The following is a 16765-nucleotide window of genomic DNA, read 5'->3' as shown; positions in this document are numbered from 1 at the left end:
TATACGAGGTTCGTCACCACAAAAAAAGGCGGGGTGGTGACTCTTACAGAAGCTTTATTCTTTTCACTTCTGTAAGACTCCTTTCGATAGCGAGGGTGCCCGCCACCCCTCGCAGAAAAAATATCTCTTATATCTTGTTAACAAGTAGCAAATCAGCATTCTACTTTGTTCAGAAAAACTTCTCTACTCTTAATAGCACTCCATCTGTTACCACTGTAATTGCACCGTCTTTGTCCGTCCGATATGTTCTGCTGCCTAAATCTCTATATCTCTCAAGAATCCTCTTATGGGGAAAACCAAATCTGTTTTTATATCCAACGCTAAATACAGCATAAGTGGGATGAACCTTGCCTAAAAACTCCTCTGTACTGGATCTCAAGATATGTCAACAACTCCTCTAAAAGAAGCCTTTTTACCCGTTCTAAAGCATTGACTCTGCATGAAACCTTGTTTTCTATCTCTCTAGCATGGTAGGTGTAATCTCTTTCAAAGGTGTCACCTGTTTAGCTATTGATAAGTCGGTGGAAAGTAAGACCGTCAAGATGCTGATGGAATATAACAGAAACTTTTTAGTCTGTGGTTGCTATTGGAATTCATTCTAAATCCTCTTTATCTCTGCAATGTCAAGAATTGTTAGCTTTTGTCGTCTGCCTCATTTTTTACTACTCTTTCCTTTACAGCCTTTATTTCCTCAAGTACTTCTGCTTTAGTAATAAGCCCTTTTCTATCTAAGACGTTTATAAGTGCTTCGGTTGTTATGATTTCCGACATTAGAAGTTCCTCAGAATCAACCATTTCTCTAGTGTCTAATTTTTTGGCCATAGGTTACTCCTTTTTTGATTGTCTACCCCCCTCTAAAATGTAAAAATTCCTTGACAAAAAGTATCAATATTTGGCAGTATAGTTTAAACATAAATATAATGGGAGAAATGATAAAATTTCTGCGCATGCTTACGAGAAAACTAATGACATTGAAACACTTCTGGGTAGAAGTCCTGTTAAGCTGGCAAGGAGGGCTAAAATAAATTCATTGGAATAAAGTTTATTAAGAGATTTTGTAGATTCCTGCCTCAAAGAAACAAATCTTTATAGGGCAATTCAATGAAGAAATTATATGAAACCATTCTTGGTGTCATTTCAGTATTGCTTATCTTTTCTTCTTCTGCTGAGTCTAAGAAACTAACTAAAGTATCTAACGAATATCATATTCCCGATATTCTTAAAATTACCAGTTTAGACAAAATTGAGCTAATTAAAAAACCGCCTCCTCTTGTATTAAAACAAGCTGATTTCAATACTGATGGTATGTTTGCAGGACATCGCTCTCACTCTTCTCATCGTTCTCATGCTTCTCATCGTTCTCATGCTTCTCATTATTCTGGATCAACTTATAAACCGAGCACACATTCGGATGTCATACTTCCTCCTAAGCCTTCTGATTCACACATAAGGAAATGGAAAACAACTACTGAATGGATCAAAGTCCCATACAAACTATATCAACACGAAGTTTTAATTGTTTTAAAGAATGGCGATGGATTTAATGGTTTAGTAACCGAGTGTAGAGATGATGCTATTGAAGTTACTGAAAATATTAATAAAACAAAAGAATGGATTAAATTGGAAGACATTAAAACGTTGATGTGGAAATAGCCCTCTAATAGATCGGTTTTAGATATTTCCTATATATGTCAACCCCCGAATCAAATAACCCCGAACACTCCTCCTTTACTGAACATTCAAAACATTTTAAATCAAACGAATTCTTCCAACCCGTTATAGATTTCCTCGCATAAATCCAAAATTTTTCTGGTAATAAACACAATGGAATATTATAAATAGATACATTCATTCCTCTTTGGATCAAATAATGAATAGCTTCTTCTAAATGGGGAATCAATTCCTCTGGCTCAATCCAAAGGATTTTTAAGTTTTCCCTTGCACGCCAAATAGTTTCTAACCCCATAAACACAATGTGTTTTACAAATGTCATATTCCTATAGATAAAATCAGAGATTCTTAGCAACCTATTGTACGTAAATTTATGGGTCACTATCCGAATCTCAATTGGATTACTAAATGAAGCCAAATTAATTATGCCTCTAACAGTGTCATTAAAAGCGCCTTTTGAACCAACAATAAAATCATGTTCAATATCATTATCACCATAAAGAGCTATCCCAATAGTAATATCGGGATGACCAATACTGCTGAAAATGTGTGTATATTCAAAATTACTAAATTTTCTTCCGTTAGTTAACAAAAGTAAAGAAGTGTCGGGGAGTAGATTTTTACATGCAAGAATTAAACGAAATAAATCATTGCCTACTATAGTTGGCTCACCACCAGTCAAAGCTAACTCCTTTGTTGATGTGCTTATTGAAGAAATAAGTTTTAGATTTAATTCCGTTAAATCCCCTTCATCATAATCAATCGGCTGAGGACACATTATGCATTTACAATCACACTTCGACGTAACAAAGATTAAGTTATCATCTGAGTTTATTCGATATAGGACATTAATTAAACCATTAGGTAATATTTCAATAACATCCCCATCCGATAACAAATCTATATTTTTAACGTTGTAAACCAGAGGAAGATTATGTTGTCTTAATGCATCTTCAATTTCATTATTTCTCACCACTAATCCAATACAACCCTTTAATTCATGTTGAATTGACTCAGAAATTACATATATTGTTTGCCATATCTCTTCTTTTTCTACAGGCGAAAAAGAAAGTTTTCCGATTATCGGCTCTTTTATGTTTTTCGAAATACCCTGAAGAGTTAGCATTTAAACATTAAATCCTTATTTCAGAAAGGCTGCGATCAGTTATCCAAGACCAGAAAACATCCATTTGAGTTGAGTCATTTTTTAAAACAATTTCAAAAAGATATTTTATTATTTGTTTATGAATTAGGCATAAATCGCTTGTAGGTCTGTGGCCTATAATATCTTTCTGTGTCGCAAAATTACGTATAGGGTCGTTCCCGCAATACATTTGGAATGCACAATCAGAACAGCCAGGTAACGATTCAGCCATTGAATTGTTTATAATATCCAAAATAATATCATTGTAAAAGATGTCCTTATATGAATCTTCGTTAACATTACCTATGCAAAACTTTTCATCTCCCATATGTGCTAGCATTCTTGATTCATCCGAAAGATAGACATTTCCATTATAGCCATACATCACACCAGAAATACCTGTTCCGGCAGGAAATTGGAGATCGACAAAACCGGTGGAAAATGGGTTAATATTCTTGTAAGTAAAAGAGAGGTGAATGACTCTTCTAAGAAATATCCTTCCAGATTAATCTTGATAATATATTCGAGTATCCTCTTATAAAATGTAACAAATTTATTGGGATCATATCCAATTGCACTAATTTTCTGCAGAGCATACCCAAAAGGATTTAGCGGGCGGATGAAGATTGAATTAAATCCATTTCTAATGTATTCGTCCACAATCTCTTCTACGTAATTAAGACTATATTCTGTGGGAGTCATCAATGCTGATATTCTTGATGGGTCAATAAATTTTTTAGCTTTTTCCAAGTTTCTAATGACATCTTCATAAGTAGCTGCTCCATTACGATAGCGTCTATTGAAATTATGAACATGTTCTGGACCATCTAGAGAAGTGGAAATACAGATATTCTTGTCAGCAAAATATTCTAACATTTCATTAGTTACTAATGTTAAATTAGTGCATACCACAAATTCTATTTCTTTCTTTTTAAGTAACGCCAACTTGTTTGCGTATTCTATTATGTACTTGATGGTTTCATAATTTAGAAGAGGTTCACCACCTTGGAACTCTATTTTTATAGAATTTGAGGGACTCATAAAGATAACTTCGACTACCTTTTCGGAAGTATCTATGCTCATATCATATTTGGTTTTGTCTAAATCCTTTGAAGATGCATGACAATAGATACATTTTTGGTTACATCTTATGGTTAATTCAATCATATGCAAGGATGTAAAAAAAGAGAGAAATTCTTTTTTTGTTCTGTATTTAACCGAAAGAAGCTCAATTGCAGGGTCGGATATTGTCTCAGCAATAATATGCTTTCCTTTTAAGTATGGATAAAGTGCCGATGTTTCCCCAATACTGTAGGTAATTAATTTTTCAAAGTCACTTTCTGATAAGGATAAATATTCTCCTACTAAATTAACTAAAAGGATGTGATTTTTATTATGTCTTAAAAAATTAAAAGGCAGAATGATATAGTGGGTTGAATTATTTTGATTAATCATTTTGAAATGGGGAAAAGGCTTTTTTTATGATTAGTTCTTTTATTGAACTGTTTGAATTATTGAGATCGTATCGGATTTGCTGGTCAATAAGTTCATTACAAAACTCGTTTACCTCGGAAATTAAATCTATATCCGATTTCTTTACCTGAAAAAAAACACCATAATAATCGGGATCTATTGAGTCAATTTGGATATAGCAGTTGTCTGTAAATTTATATGCTGCAGAAAAAATGACTTCTTTTGATTTATAAAGGTTCTTATTAACTTTTAATAATAATTTGCCGCTCTCTAATTCTTTCATCATTTCCATTTACATTATCTCCTATTTATCTTCTTTCCATAGTCCTCTATTATTTTCTCTTGCCTCCCTCTCATATCTTCTAAACTCCTCCAAATACTTGAAAGGGAATCTCGTATATGCATGCCCGTAACCCTGTTTAACAATCTCAGCATTTATAAAAGTGCCGTCTGTCAGGAATACATAGGCTAAAAGCCTTCCATATTTATCCCTTTTTTGCCAGTCATATTCAAGACGGACTTGCTTACCTTCAACCATACTTTTTGTAAACTCAGATGCTTCTTTGCCATAGTATTCAACTGGCTTAAAGGGATGAACGGTTTCAGGGGTATCAACTCCAATAAGACGGACATTCTCATGTTTTCCTTCTATATTAACGACAATGGTATCACCATCAACGGCACGGGTGCATAAGTAAAGGTTTTGTGCGACAGCTACCCCAACAAGAAGTAAGGAGATTATTGACACCAAGAGGTAAGGCTTAATGCTCCATCGCAATATTTTACTCATACTTCTTTCTAGTCTTGAAATGATTTTAAAATTCCATTTTCCAAATACAGATATACGCTATTGCCATAAACCCATTGTTCATAAATACCCCAACTGCCTACATTCCTGTTTATACTCTTAGGATACCCCCAAGATGCGACGATTTGTTCCTTAGTCATTCCCAATTTGATTTTTTCATTTAGAATAATCTTTATCATTTCGTTTGACCAAGTTGGATTAGCTCTTATCGTTGCTATTCGTAATTTTAAATTGTCATCATGGGATTCACGTCCAATTTTGCCTATGCTACAATGGAGGTATTTTGTATAAACTATATCCTTCTGTTTAGTTTTATAAAGAACTGCTTGATAAGTATAGTTTCCAAATAATTTTTTTGTCTCAGGTAATATTTTCAATAAGAACCCTCTTTCTCTTACCCAGTCGAAATTAATTTTGGCAAAGAAAGTTAACTCCTTACCTTCCTGAAGATTTTCAGTCGATAAAGTCTCCCTATCAAGGTCATCGGAATACCAACCTTGTCTTTCACCTTCGGTATATTTAATTTTTGTTTCAATAGGTATCCACTCTGCATTATAGTCAGTAAAATCTTCGGGTAATTCCAGAAGTTCCAATGCATTTACTTTACCCACAATTTTATAGTTAATCCCCGGCCCTGATCTAATGTCCCCCTTTTTTATCGTTGCAAAAAACAAGTTTCCGCCAACAGCGTTACCAGTTAAGACCGCAATAAAAATGATGCATGTTATTATTGTTCGGCTTTTCATATTAACTCCTATACAGATTGGATATCATGTTAACAACCTTGCCAATTGTACGGAAATCAATAGGTTTGTTTTTTGTGCATAAATAAAAATCCTGTGCAACTAGAATCCATGTTAGAAGGAAAAGGAATGCAATAATTCCTAGCGGAGACGCAATTAGCCGTAATAACTTCTTTGTATGTTTGTGTCCCATAAAATATGTATCCAATAATGGGGTAGAAGTTTTTCAATCAATCTGTAGTCGGTGGTTTACAGACTTTACAAGGAACATACCCGGTCGCTAAAGCCTCTTTTGCTGATTTAAAGGTTACTAGATTCTCTGATTTGATTTTTTGCGCCCATCTACAATTAGGATAGTGATACTTATTAGACTTGGCAGAGCCTACATATTTATAGTCGGCTGCAATGGCTAAACAGATAACAGAGAAAACTACCAAAACAATTATAGACAATGAAATTCTAATTTTCTTCATAATAAGACCTCCTTCGTTATTAATCAATCTCATCAATTAATCATTGGAATCCTGGTCAATACTATAAAAGTTGTAAGGTCGTTGAGGCGTATATAAATTATTATTAAACGAATTATTCTTGTATGACCTGTCCCCAAAAGAGTTATTTAAGTTATATGGATCAACAGTGCCCTCTTTCCCCGTATAAGGATTGATATTCCCCTTTGTGCTGTAATTATCCCAAACGCTCTTGTTAGGGGCTGTGCGATAGTGAGGTTGTACGTAGGTGCCATCTTTTCGATAATACCCCTTAACATGGACATCTTTTGCTAAAACAACTCCAATGAATGAAAACAGTAAAATCAATGTTGTTAAACCTGCCATTACTTTTTTCATAAATCCTCCTCTTTTAATAGATTTTTTAGAAACTTATTACAGTTTAAGTATCATATCAACAACCTTACCATTTTATATGAAAATCTACAGGTTTGTTTTTTGAGCATAAATAATTTTAATTGAATTATAATAGATATGGAAGCAAGTGTCAACAAAATGCTCTCACTCTAGTTCCTGAAGGTTTTTAACCTTGTCATCAAAGTCCTATTATGCTACAAGGGAAGGGAAAACAAGCCATAATGTTGTTTTCTTAAGGTAGACACCAGGCAATTATATTTTATCTTCAATTAAATGGAGGGGTTATGATTCGATTTAGCGATGAGCAGATAATGGTTCGGGACATGGTGTCCAGGTTAGCAAGGGAGAAAATACAAGCCATTGCCATAGAAGCAGAAAGGAGGCATAGTTTTGATCCAAAGTTGTTGAAGATTCTGGGCGAAAATGGTCTATTAAGCCTTTTGCTCCCTGTGGAATTGGGTGGAGCCAATGCTGACTTAACCACATGTTGCCTGACTGTTGAAGAACTATCCAGGGTAGATGGATCAGTAGGCATAAGCTATGCAACCCATACTACCGGGGTTTTTTTTATAGTTGATTGGGCATCTCAAGAGCAGAAAGAGAGATATTATCGAAAGATTGCCCAGGAGGGGGCATATTTTGGCGTAGCCCTTACGGAACCCAACGCAGGTTCTGATGCTGCTTCGATTAAGACCAGAGCAGAACGTTCAGGTCAAAATTACATAATAAACGGAAACAAGATATTAATTACCAATGCCGGGGTTGCCCATGTCTTTTTGGTCTTTGCTGTTACTGGACCTGGGATGAGGGATAAGGGTATAAGTGCGTTTATTGTTGACAGAGATACCCCCGGTATTAAATTCGGCAAAGAAGAAGAAAAAATGTCTGTCGTGGGTTCTTCCACCAGAGAACTCATCTTTGATAATGCTCAAATCCAGGCGCAAAACCTCCTGAGCGATGAAGGTACAGGCTTCAAGATTGTTATGACCGAGTTCATGAAAAGTCGATTGCTTGTTGCAGCTATGGCGCTGGGTATTGCCAGAGGAGGGCTTGATGAAGCGGTGAGATATGCTAAAGAAAGGACACAATTCGGAAAAACCATCTCTGAGTTTCAAGGGATTCAGTTTATGATTGCCGATATGGTGATGAATATCGAAGTTGCAAAAAGAATGATCTATACAACAAGTGAATCTATAGGTCATGGAAAAGCAGGCAAGGAGTTGGCACCCTTTGCTGCCATCTCAAAGTGTTTTGCCTCTGACGTAGCAATGAAGGTTACCACAGATGCCGTACAGATCCTGGGTGGATACGGGATAATAAAGGAGTATCCGGTGGAAAGGATGATGAGAGACGCTAAAGTGACCCAGATAATCGAGGGAACAAACCAGATTCAACGTATTATAATTGCGAGAGATATATTAAAGTCGTAAGGGCAATTTTACCCCTTCCTTTAGAAAGGGCAAAGACTTACCAAAAAATATTTTATATAGCCTACAGTCCAAACTGTTAAGTAGAGACTCAATATTTATATTAAAACACATAAGGAGGGTTTTGGGTTTTGCTGTGGTTAAAAAAAGACACCACAAATAAGGACAAGGGAGGAAAGGGCGTCCTTAACAGGTTAAAAGAGCGATTATCAAAGACCAGAGAAGGCTTTGTAAGCAGGGTGGATCGGGTTGTACTTGGTAAAAAGAAGATAGATGATGACCTGTTAGAAGAGCTTGAAGAAATACTGATTACTTCTGATTTGGGGGTTCAGGTCAGCTACAGATTAATCGAAAACATGAAGGAAAAGATTAAAAGAAAGGAGCTTGATGACCCAAACCTTCTGAAAGAGTATATTCAGAGAGAAATTTTAGATATACTAAAGGCTGAGGAAAAACCTCTTGAGATTTCAAATTCCTGTCCATTTGTCATAATGGTTGTTGGAGTCAACGGGGTTGGGAAGACAACTACTATTGCAAAGATGGCAAACAGGCTTAAGGAGGAAGGAAAGAGCGTTCTTCTTGCTGCAGCAGATACATTCCGGGCTGCTGCTATAGAGCAGCTTGAGATATGGGGAGAAAGGGCAGGTTGCAAAGTTATTAAACATCAGAACGGGTCTGATCCTTCGGCAGTTGTTTTTGATTCCATAAAGGCGGCACAGGCAAGAGATATTGATGTCCTCATAATTGATACTGCGGGCAGACTGCATACCAAAGTAAATCTGATGGAAGAGCTAAAGAAGATTCAAAGGATTATTGGAAGGGAGCTGCCAGGCGCCCCCCATGAAGTTCTCCTGGTCCTGGATGCTACTACCGGTCAGAATGCTATTTCTCAGGCTAAACTATTCAAAGATGCCACAAATATTACAGGGATAGCTCTGACAAAACTCGACGGCACAGCTAAAGGTGGGATTATTGTAGGTATTTCCGATGAGCTAAAGATCCCTTTAAGATACGTGGGGATTGGCGAGGGGATGGATGATCTGAAAGTGTTTAATGCTAAAGAGTTTGTAGAGGCACTTTTTTAAGGTGAGGGGCGCTTTTGCTTTTTCTTTACTTTCCAGGCTAAGGGTAGTAGTATTAGTATTACTGATAAGCGTAGCGTTTCCTAATTAGCACAGGAAAGGGAGAAACAGGAAAGGGGGTGAAACAATTGACTGCATCATATAGTGAAAGAGAGGAGATAAGGGAACCTGCTGTAGCCGGTGCCTTTTATCCGAATGATCCAGTAATTTTGAAGAAACAGATAAAGGATTTTTTAAACAATGTCCCGGAGGAGAAAATTGAGGGAAAGATAATAGCTCTCATCTCTCCCCATGCTGGGTATATGTACTCAGGACAGGTAGCAGCCTTTGGGTATAAATTGCTTGAAGGATCAGATTTCAACAGGGTTATAGTAATTGCCCCCAGTCACAGAGCCCATTTTCATGGGGCTTCGGTGTATAATAAGACTGGCTATAAAACCCCCCTTGGAATAGTTCCTGTTGATCGCGATCTTTGCAATAGGATTATTGCCCAGAATGAGATGATAAGTTACTACCCCCAGGCTCATATCCAGGAGCATTCATTAGAGGTACAGGTTCCTTTTTTGCAGACAGTTTTAAAAGAATTTAAATTAGTCCCCATAGTAATGGGCAGTCAGGATTTCAATACATGTAGGATTTTGAGCGAAGCTATTGTGCAGGCGATAAAGGATAAAACGGCACTTATCGTTGCCAGTTCAGACCTTTCTCATTTCCATCGTTATGATAAGGCAGTAAGTCTTGACAAAATAGTTCTGCATCACATTGATAAATTTGATTCTAGTGGACTTGCACAGGACCTGAAAGACGGTAGGTGTGAGGCTTGTGGAGGAGGACCAATAGTCACTGCTATGTTGATTTCAGGGAAGTTAGGAGCTAATAAAGCCGGAGTATTGAACTATGCCAATTCAGGCGATGTAGCCGGTGATAAAAGTGGGGTTGTTGGATATGCATCTGCTGTTCTGTATGAAAACAAGGGAGAGACTGAATACAAACAGATGGAAAGAGCAGGTGTAAACCTCGGGCTTACCGTAGAGGAAAAGAGGACTATCCTCAGCATCGCCAAAACCGCTATCGAATGTAGGCTAAAAAATCAAAACTTACCCAAGTTTGATATAAGCTCAGATACTTTAAAAGAAAAGAGAGGCGCTTTTGTAACCCTTCATAAACATGGCAGCTTAAGGGGGTGTATTGGAAATATCCATGGTAACAAGCCTCTCTATATAACCATTGAAGAGATGGCAATAGCTTCTGCCTTCAATGACCCGAGATTTAAGCCTGTTACAGAGGGAGAGTTCAGGGATCTGGATATCGAGATTTCTGTACTGACACCTTTAAGAAAGATAGATGACGTTGAAGATATTCAAGTGGGGAAGCATGGAATATATATAGAAAAAGGTTACTATTCAGGGTTGCTCCTTCCTCAGGTGGCTACTGAGTATGGATGGGACAGAAACACCTTTCTGGAACAGACCTGTAATAAGGCAGGGTTGCCAAAGAGCGCATGGAAGGATAAAGACACACGCATATATATCTTCTCGGCAGATATCTTCTCTGAGGGAGAACTGTAAGACAGTAGCTTGCATTCTTTCTGTATATCACTACGGATGTGGGGATGTACAGAACTATAGAATAACTTGTGCAAAGGAGGATAAAATGCCAACACATGAAATCTATATGAATATGCCCACAAAAATTGTGCTCAACAAGGATACAGATTTTGAAATATATTCAGATGGCAATAAATTGGGTACATTAAAAATTAGCAAAGGAACGATTGAGTGGGCACCAGCAAACTATACTTATGGATTCCATTTGTCATGGAAAGAATTTGATGAAATTATGCAAAAACATGGTTATCAACGATAAGAGGCAGATATGAAGAATACAACAACTTGTAGGCATTGTGAGAAAGAGGTTGCAGTTTCTGCGGAAAAATGCCCTCATTGCGGAGGGGAAACGCCTGGTTTTACAAAACAACAAGCAGAAACAGCAAAATCTATAACAACTATACTAACAATAGCTCTCTTGGTGCTAATTATTATGTGGGCAAGAAGTTGCTGGAAAGCCGGCGATGAACTAGAGAATGCCGGCAGAGATATGATGAAGGCTGCTGAGGAAATGAAAAAAACAATTGGAAAAATAGGGGGGTATAGGGATCAGGTCTTGATTCTTGACATTGCAAACTATTCAACATTGATGATTTAAAGAATATTGAGGTAAAATAAGAGCAGGCAGGTTTCGGAGGTAGTCATGGCTACTAAGACAAGGATAGAAATACCCGGAGAAAGAGTTGCAGAATTTTGCAGAAAGCATCATATCCGCAGGCTTTCTTTCTTCGGATCGGTCATAAGCGATCATTTTACACAGGACAGCGATGTTGACGTGCTTGTTGAATTTGAGCAGGGCCAAGTTGTAGGTTTGTTGCGCCTTGCTTCCATTGAAATTGAACTTTCAGATATTTTAGGTCGTAAAGTAGATTTGAGAACGCCCGCTGATTTAAGCCGTTACTTCAGAGCTGAGGTGCTTTCAGTCGCAGAGGTTCAGTATGCGGAAGGATAATATTATACGATTAAGGCATATGCTTGAAGCTGCAAAAGAAGCTATATCCTTCTCTGAAAATAAGACAAAGAATGATCTTCATTCAGACCGTATGCTTGCTCTTTCTATAATAAAGTCTATTGAGATAATCGGTGAAGCAGCTTCTACCGTAACAAAAGATTTTCGTGACAGTCATAATGAAATCCCATGGGCAAGCATTGTAAGCATGCATCAAACATGATGATGGGAGAAGGAGAAGGTATGAGCATTAAAACAGCAGATATTCTTGAACTGAGCGTTGCTGAGCGGATTCAAATGGTTGAAGACATATGGGACAGCATTGCAGCCGTCCCGGAGGCAGTACTGCTCAGCGAAGATCAAAAACTGGAACTTGATCGCAGACTGGAAGCATATCATCTGAATCCTGACGTTGGGGCTCCTTGGATCGAGGTTAGAGAACGAATCCGCAACTGGTTCACATCATGAAAAAGCCCCTGATAGTCAGACCAGAAGCAGAAGTCGATCTGGCCCAGGCATACCAGTGGTATGAACAACAAGTTCATGGTTTGGGTGCGCAGTTTCTCTTGTGTGTGGATGCTGTGATGGCGTCAATCGAAAGGAATCCTCAGCTTTTTCCAGTTTTATTCACAAAGGTGTCATTCGGCGCGCTCTGATGCGGCGGTTTCCCTATGGAGTGTTTTTTATCGAAGGGGAGCAAAGTATCTCCGTTATTGGGGTGGTCCACGCGAAGCGTAACCCGCGAGTTTGGCAAGACCGGGGTTGACAGCAAGCAAACTTGGAAATCTGCCAACAAGCAGTTCAGCCGATAAGGAGGGCTGAACTGCGTTAAGTCTCTTTACAATGGAAGCTAATTATTTATTGCCTTAATCCAGCATGAACCACTTGACTACACTAAGTGACAAAGAGATTTGTGGGATAACCAAAGCGTTGAAAAAATAAGCAGTAAAGCAATGAAAGTCAGGAAAGCATTAGCCGAACAAAATGATGGAACAGATACCTAACACCATGGCACTATGGATAGATTTTGTTTTCACGGAAATTTTTGTTAATACCGCCCAGTCAAAATAAAGGGAGCCCAGTAATACGGCTCGTACTTTCTTTTAATCATATCCACCTGAGCCTGTTTCAGAGAATGGGCTATCCCTTTACCGCCTTCAATCTGCTTATAAAAATCATCCATGAAATCGGCTGTTACCTTATCATCGATACTCCACAGAGTAGAAACGACCGAGGGGCTGCCTGCGTATAAGAAAGACCTGTTCAGCCCTATTATCTCACTCCCGGTAGAGGACTTGCCCAAAGCAGTCTTACATGCACTTAAAACAACCGCCCTGCCTTTAAAATGGAGTTTGAATATCTCTAAAGCTGAAAGCCTGCCATCATCTCCATTACCAGGGGCTAACAAAAGACTGGAATTAACAGGGTCTTGTTCTGCAAAATGGCCATGGGTTGCAAAGTGGACAATATCATAGGAATTCAACAATTCCTTTGCCTTTGTCTCTGTGGCATCTGCTTTTAGAAAGACACTGGCTTTGTCTATCCGTTTTTGTATCCTTTCCACTTCTATTTCAGCATAAGGCAGGCTTAAACTCTCGTCTCCCAGAAAGGGATTTCCAAAGGCAAGGAGGGGCTTTAGCCCTTTTTCCCCTTTTTTCTCCATTGTGTACTTAAAAACCGTTGCGCTGGGGACATAGAATATGGAGTAGTCCTCTACAAGGTATTTTCCATTATTGCTCAGTGCTGCAATTGGCAGATAATACAGAAAGTCATGTGGTATAAATCCTATCCTTCCTTTAGACACAAAAGGTATAACGGGTTTTAAAATTATATCATATATCCTCTGGGAAAGGTTTTCTGTCTTTTCTCTGTTTTTTGAAGAGATGGAAGACAGGAAGGAAGATACGAGGTCTCTAAGTTCACCACCGGGGATCTTTACCCGTTCTAAATGAACCCTGCCTTTATCTATTGACCAGATGTAAAGCAGATCGTCTGTTACAAAATAATCGACAAGCGTAGTGTCTTCATCCAGCATATTCTGTATATCTGACGACCCCAAAGATTGAACAGATATCATAGAAAATAGTTCTTCGTTTTTGTTTTTTACCTTAATAACCAGATCCCTATAGCCACGTTCCGCATTTATGAGCTTTGATGAAATCTCCTTTATCTCTTCTTCGTCGTATGTCTTAACCAGTTGTTTCTTAATCTTAAGGATATCCTTGCTGTATTCTCCTTCCTTCTTCAAAAGTTCTTCCTCGTCTTTGTCTCTGCTAACATCCTTTCCGGCCAGAAGGTCTACCATAACCCTTGATTTGGCCCTTTCCGCCATCTCCATGGCTCCTTTGAAATCTCCTTCTCGGGATAGTACATAAATCAAAGACTCATAGATTACCTGTCGGTTGAACAGATAGGTCTCCTTTAATTTGTCAATAATTAAGGTTGACCGCTGTTGTTCGATGATTGCTGCTGCCTCTTTCAGCACATCAATTGCCTTCTGTGAATCGCCAAATCCCAGAAAATATCTGGAAAGGATGTACTTTGCCCATATCTGATAAAAGGGAAGGTGGTATTTATCCCCCATCTCGTTCAATTTCTCAGCGGCCTTTTTCCCATCATTGATGTTCTTCTCCAGAATATACACCTGATTAAAAAATAGCAGGGCATCCATTTCTCCAATGCGGAAGCTTGCCTTTCCTGCAAGTTCTGTTGCCTTTTCTAAATAACTATGAGAATCCTTCCAGTTTCCTTTTATACCATTTGCCAACCCCAGAAAGTTAAAAACATTCGTTTCCATCATCTGAAACACATTCTCAGGGGTATAACCTCCTATTTTAGTTTTTCTTATCTCTTTATTCATCACTAAGACTTGATTTAAATGAGATATTCCGTTGTCTATGTTTTTTGTTCTAACGGCATCATAGAACGCCTGATCGAATTCCATTAATCTGTATTTCTTAAGCATCTTGCTTACATAATCTGTCAGTATAAGCGATATACCATACTCGAGTTCTGAGTCTCTCCTTATAACCTGTAGATTAAACTCATCTTTGTAATCACTGTTCTCATCTATGGCCTGTTTAAAATAAGTTGCTGCCATAGCATAATCACCATTCATCAGGAAGTAATGTCCGTAGTTGTGATTTACAAAAACCTTCATCGGCAGGGTCTTCCACTCTTTCTCTTTTTCCTTGATAAGGTTAAAGGCGTCCTGTATCCTGCCAAATTCATATAACGTGAATATCTTTCTGGAGGTTGCCGTCCCTTCACCATAAAGATTATTTCTCTTTCGAAACTCTTCTATTGCCCTGTCAAAATAATGTATAGACCTCACTTCATCGCCAATTGACTCGTAGTGAAGCCCAACGCTCATAAATATATAAGGGATACCCCAGTCAGAGGTTAAGCTGGCTCCTCTTAACTGAGCTATATATTTTTGGGGCAGCTCGTTATCGTATGGACCGTTCAACTCTATTTTGGCAAGCCATTTTGGTGGTCCCGGCATATGAGTACATGCCGATAATACAACAATAACCAGGCAGAGAATGGCATATGAACATTTCTCAAGTAAACATTTTCCCATAATTCCCCCAGAATATGTGGGTTCTTCCGCGGTTTATTCTTCGGCTATTCACCTCGAACAACCAAAGAGTTTTTGACCCAGTTTCTTTCTGTCCTGGTCCCAGCGCTTTATCAAATAGTACTTTTCACCCTCAAATACACGAACAATACTCTCAAAATACTCTTCACATTCCTTTATTCCCATATGACCTGTTTTGTTAACAAATGATAAAATTCGGGAATGATAAAAAGGAACCATTGCTTCAAGAATCTGCTCCTGAGGAATCTCATTGTTTCGATAAGCAATAGCAAAGTTAAACAGGATCCTGGCCCAAAGATCACTGTGATAATAAAATACCTCCTGGGGCATTTTTTTAGTCTTACTAACCTCAATCAACTCTGGTTGTGGAATAATCTTTTCCCACTCCTTACCGTATTTTTCAAAACCGGAGATAAAACTGTCATATAGGGCATCTTTGTTGACATTTACTACAGGGGGCTTCTCGTCGCTCCCAAGACCAAATCCAAAGATACTGCTTGGCAAACTCGCTGAAGTATCCTTCCAGAGATATTCAAAATCAATCATCAAATCAAAAAAGGTCATAACCACCTGTTTAAACATGGGACCCAGATCCTTAGCAGGGTCCTTAGCCCTATGACTCTTAGGAGACCCCAAAAAGGTCTGACATACTTTAAAACGGCGGGCAATAGCAATGGTGGTCATCCAGATGTCGATCCCAAAATTGGCAACCTTTTCATTCCAGAGTTTCTCCGACAAAAATGCCCTGGCCATTCTTCCGCAAAACCCAAAATCTCCCCCGATAGGCTGCCTGACCCTCAGCCCGAAAAGAGTTCTCAGCAACGGATAGGCAATATGATTGGTAATAGAACCATCATACTTATGGCGAACGTAAATCGGGGTAACGTAATTAAAACCTGTAAAAAGGGGTTCGCCCAAGTATTGGATCCACTGGGGGGTAATACTTTTTAAATCAGCATCAACTACCACCACTGCCTTGGCCTGGAGTTCAACAGCTGCCTCAAATATATTCTTGAGATTATTCCCCTTCCCTTTTACCCCTTTTGGAGTAGAGATATAGATTTTAGGAACTTTTGTCGGGGTATTCATAAAGGCATCTATCGTCCCATCCGGTGAATTATTGTCCACATTGATAATTACTGACTTTTTATCGGGGAAGTACTCTATCAGTCCCCGACTGGCAACATCAGTGGGATATGCAATAGAATCAGCCTCATTGTAGGAAGGGATACCTACAATAATGTCCACGCTCTCAACATGATCCGGGTTCTCAACTATGATATCCATTTTTATCTCCCCCCCGCAACCCTATTTTGTCTTTTTACTGTCATGCCGGACCCCGTATCAAGTAAAGGGCAAGCTTGATCCGGCATCCAGTTCTTTTAAATAGTTGA

At 38.4% G+C, this 16765-nt stretch carries 22 protein-coding genes; 10 read left to right on the top strand and 12 right to left on the bottom strand.

All coding sequences use genetic code 11. The features are described 5' to 3' along the window. Positions 1-169: 169 nt before the first annotated feature. Both AB1401_05065 and AB1401_05060 read right to left on the bottom strand, forming a co-directional pair. Positions 170-379: a hypothetical protein gene (locus tag AB1401_05065; protein MEW6614817.1), complete on the bottom strand. Its 210-nt coding sequence runs from the start codon at positions 377-379 to the stop codon at positions 170-172. Positions 380-633: 254 nt separating this feature from the next. Further along, positions 634-822: a hypothetical protein gene (locus tag AB1401_05060; protein MEW6614816.1), complete on the bottom strand. Its 189-nt coding sequence runs from the start codon at positions 820-822 to the stop codon at positions 634-636. A 279-nt stretch (positions 823-1101) separates the two neighbouring features. Between AB1401_05060 and AB1401_05055 the strand changes: the two genes are divergently transcribed. Further along, the gene (locus AB1401_05055) at positions 1102-1653 is read left to right on the top strand and encodes a hypothetical protein (GenBank protein MEW6614815.1); all 552 of its coding nucleotides are present in this window, start codon (positions 1102-1104) and stop codon (positions 1651-1653) included. Between the two features lie 4 nt (positions 1654-1657). Here AB1401_05055 and hxsC read toward each other — a convergent pair whose 3' ends face one another. The 8 genes from hxsC to AB1401_05015 form a co-directional block, all read right to left on the bottom strand. Next, positions 1658-2797, bottom strand: a complete 1140-nt coding sequence (gene hxsC / locus AB1401_05050; protein ID MEW6614814.1) for a His-Xaa-Ser system radical SAM maturase HxsC — start codon at positions 2795-2797, stop codon at positions 1658-1660. Between the two features lie 7 nt (positions 2798-2804). Beyond that, a complete protein-coding gene (locus AB1401_05045; protein MEW6614813.1) occupies positions 2805-3143 on the bottom strand; it encodes a hypothetical protein in 339 nt (112 codons plus the stop codon). 56 nt (positions 3144-3199) lie between these two features. Then, the gene (hxsB, locus tag AB1401_05040; GenBank protein ID MEW6614812.1) at positions 3200-4270 is read right to left on the bottom strand and encodes a His-Xaa-Ser system radical SAM maturase HxsB; all 1071 of its coding nucleotides are present in this window, start codon (positions 4268-4270) and stop codon (positions 3200-3202) included. Continuing rightward, positions 4263-4580, bottom strand: coding sequence for a His-Xaa-Ser system protein HxsD (gene hxsD / locus AB1401_05035; protein MEW6614811.1), 318 nt, complete (start codon positions 4578-4580; stop codon positions 4263-4265). Before hxsD ends, hxsB begins: the two co-directional genes overlap by 8 nt. A gap of 12 nt (positions 4581-4592) precedes the next feature. Further along, complete coding sequence (locus AB1401_05030) at positions 4593-5078, bottom strand: thermonuclease family protein (protein ID MEW6614810.1); 486 nt, start codon at positions 5076-5078, stop codon at positions 4593-4595. 8 nt (positions 5079-5086) lie between these two features. Next, positions 5087-5842, bottom strand: a complete 756-nt coding sequence (locus AB1401_05025; protein MEW6614809.1) for a hypothetical protein — start codon at positions 5840-5842, stop codon at positions 5087-5089. 227 nt (positions 5843-6069) lie between these two features. Continuing rightward, positions 6070-6312, bottom strand: a complete 243-nt coding sequence (locus tag AB1401_05020) for an Ada metal-binding domain-containing protein (GenBank protein MEW6614808.1) — start codon at positions 6310-6312, stop codon at positions 6070-6072. 36 nt (positions 6313-6348) lie between these two features. Continuing rightward, positions 6349-6687, bottom strand: a complete 339-nt coding sequence (locus AB1401_05015; GenBank protein ID MEW6614807.1) for a hypothetical protein — start codon at positions 6685-6687, stop codon at positions 6349-6351. Positions 6688-6989: 302 nt separating this feature from the next. On the opposite strand from AB1401_05015, the gene AB1401_05010 reads away from it, so the two are divergent. The 9 genes from AB1401_05010 (at position 6990) to AB1401_04970 (ending at position 12426) form a co-directional block, all read left to right on the top strand. Beyond that, positions 6990-8135, top strand: a complete 1146-nt coding sequence (locus AB1401_05010; protein ID MEW6614806.1) for an acyl-CoA dehydrogenase family protein — start codon at positions 6990-6992, stop codon at positions 8133-8135. A 128-nt stretch (positions 8136-8263) separates the two neighbouring features. Further along, on the top strand, positions 8264-9217 hold the full coding sequence (gene ftsY, locus AB1401_05005; GenBank protein MEW6614805.1) for a signal recognition particle-docking protein FtsY: 954 nt from the start codon (positions 8264-8266) through the stop codon (positions 9215-9217). A 125-nt stretch (positions 9218-9342) separates the two neighbouring features. Continuing rightward, complete coding sequence (gene amrB / locus AB1401_05000) at positions 9343-10782, top strand: AmmeMemoRadiSam system protein B (protein MEW6614804.1); 1440 nt, start codon at positions 9343-9345, stop codon at positions 10780-10782. Positions 10783-10867: 85 nt separating this feature from the next. Next, positions 10868-11080 (top strand): hypothetical protein, encoded by a 213-nt coding sequence (locus AB1401_04995; protein MEW6614803.1) that lies wholly within the window; start codon positions 10868-10870, stop codon positions 11078-11080. Between the two features lie 9 nt (positions 11081-11089). After that, positions 11090-11419, top strand: coding sequence for a hypothetical protein (locus AB1401_04990; GenBank protein ID MEW6614802.1), 330 nt, complete (start codon positions 11090-11092; stop codon positions 11417-11419). A 45-nt stretch (positions 11420-11464) separates the two neighbouring features. After that, positions 11465-11773, top strand: a complete 309-nt coding sequence (locus tag AB1401_04985; GenBank protein MEW6614801.1) for a nucleotidyltransferase family protein — start codon at positions 11465-11467, stop codon at positions 11771-11773. After that, on the top strand, positions 11760-11993 hold the full coding sequence (locus tag AB1401_04980; GenBank protein ID MEW6614800.1) for a HepT-like ribonuclease domain-containing protein: 234 nt from the start codon (positions 11760-11762) through the stop codon (positions 11991-11993). The genes AB1401_04985 and AB1401_04980 overlap by 14 nt, the downstream gene beginning before the upstream one ends. Positions 11994-12013: 20 nt before the next feature. Next, positions 12014-12238 (top strand): addiction module protein, encoded by a 225-nt coding sequence (locus AB1401_04975; protein ID MEW6614799.1) that lies wholly within the window; start codon positions 12014-12016, stop codon positions 12236-12238. Next, complete coding sequence (locus AB1401_04970; protein MEW6614798.1) at positions 12235-12426, top strand: hypothetical protein; 192 nt, start codon at positions 12235-12237, stop codon at positions 12424-12426. Before AB1401_04975 ends, AB1401_04970 begins: the two co-directional genes overlap by 4 nt. 392 nt (positions 12427-12818) lie before the next feature. Here the strand turns inward: AB1401_04970 and AB1401_04965 are convergent, their stop codons facing one another. Continuing rightward, on the bottom strand, positions 12819-15353 hold the full coding sequence (locus AB1401_04965) for a CHAT domain-containing protein (protein MEW6614797.1): 2535 nt from the start codon (positions 15351-15353) through the stop codon (positions 12819-12821). Between the two features lie 48 nt (positions 15354-15401). After that, positions 15402-16658, bottom strand: a complete 1257-nt coding sequence (locus AB1401_04960; protein MEW6614796.1) for a glycosyltransferase — start codon at positions 16656-16658, stop codon at positions 15402-15404. Positions 16659-16765 lie beyond the last annotated feature (107 nt).

Source organism: Thermodesulfobacteriota bacterium, from assembly GCA_040757775.1.
Taxonomy (GTDB): Bacteria; Desulfobacterota; UBA8473; order UBA8473; family UBA8473; genus UBA8473.
This window is presented reverse-complemented; position numbering and strand designations above follow the sequence as displayed.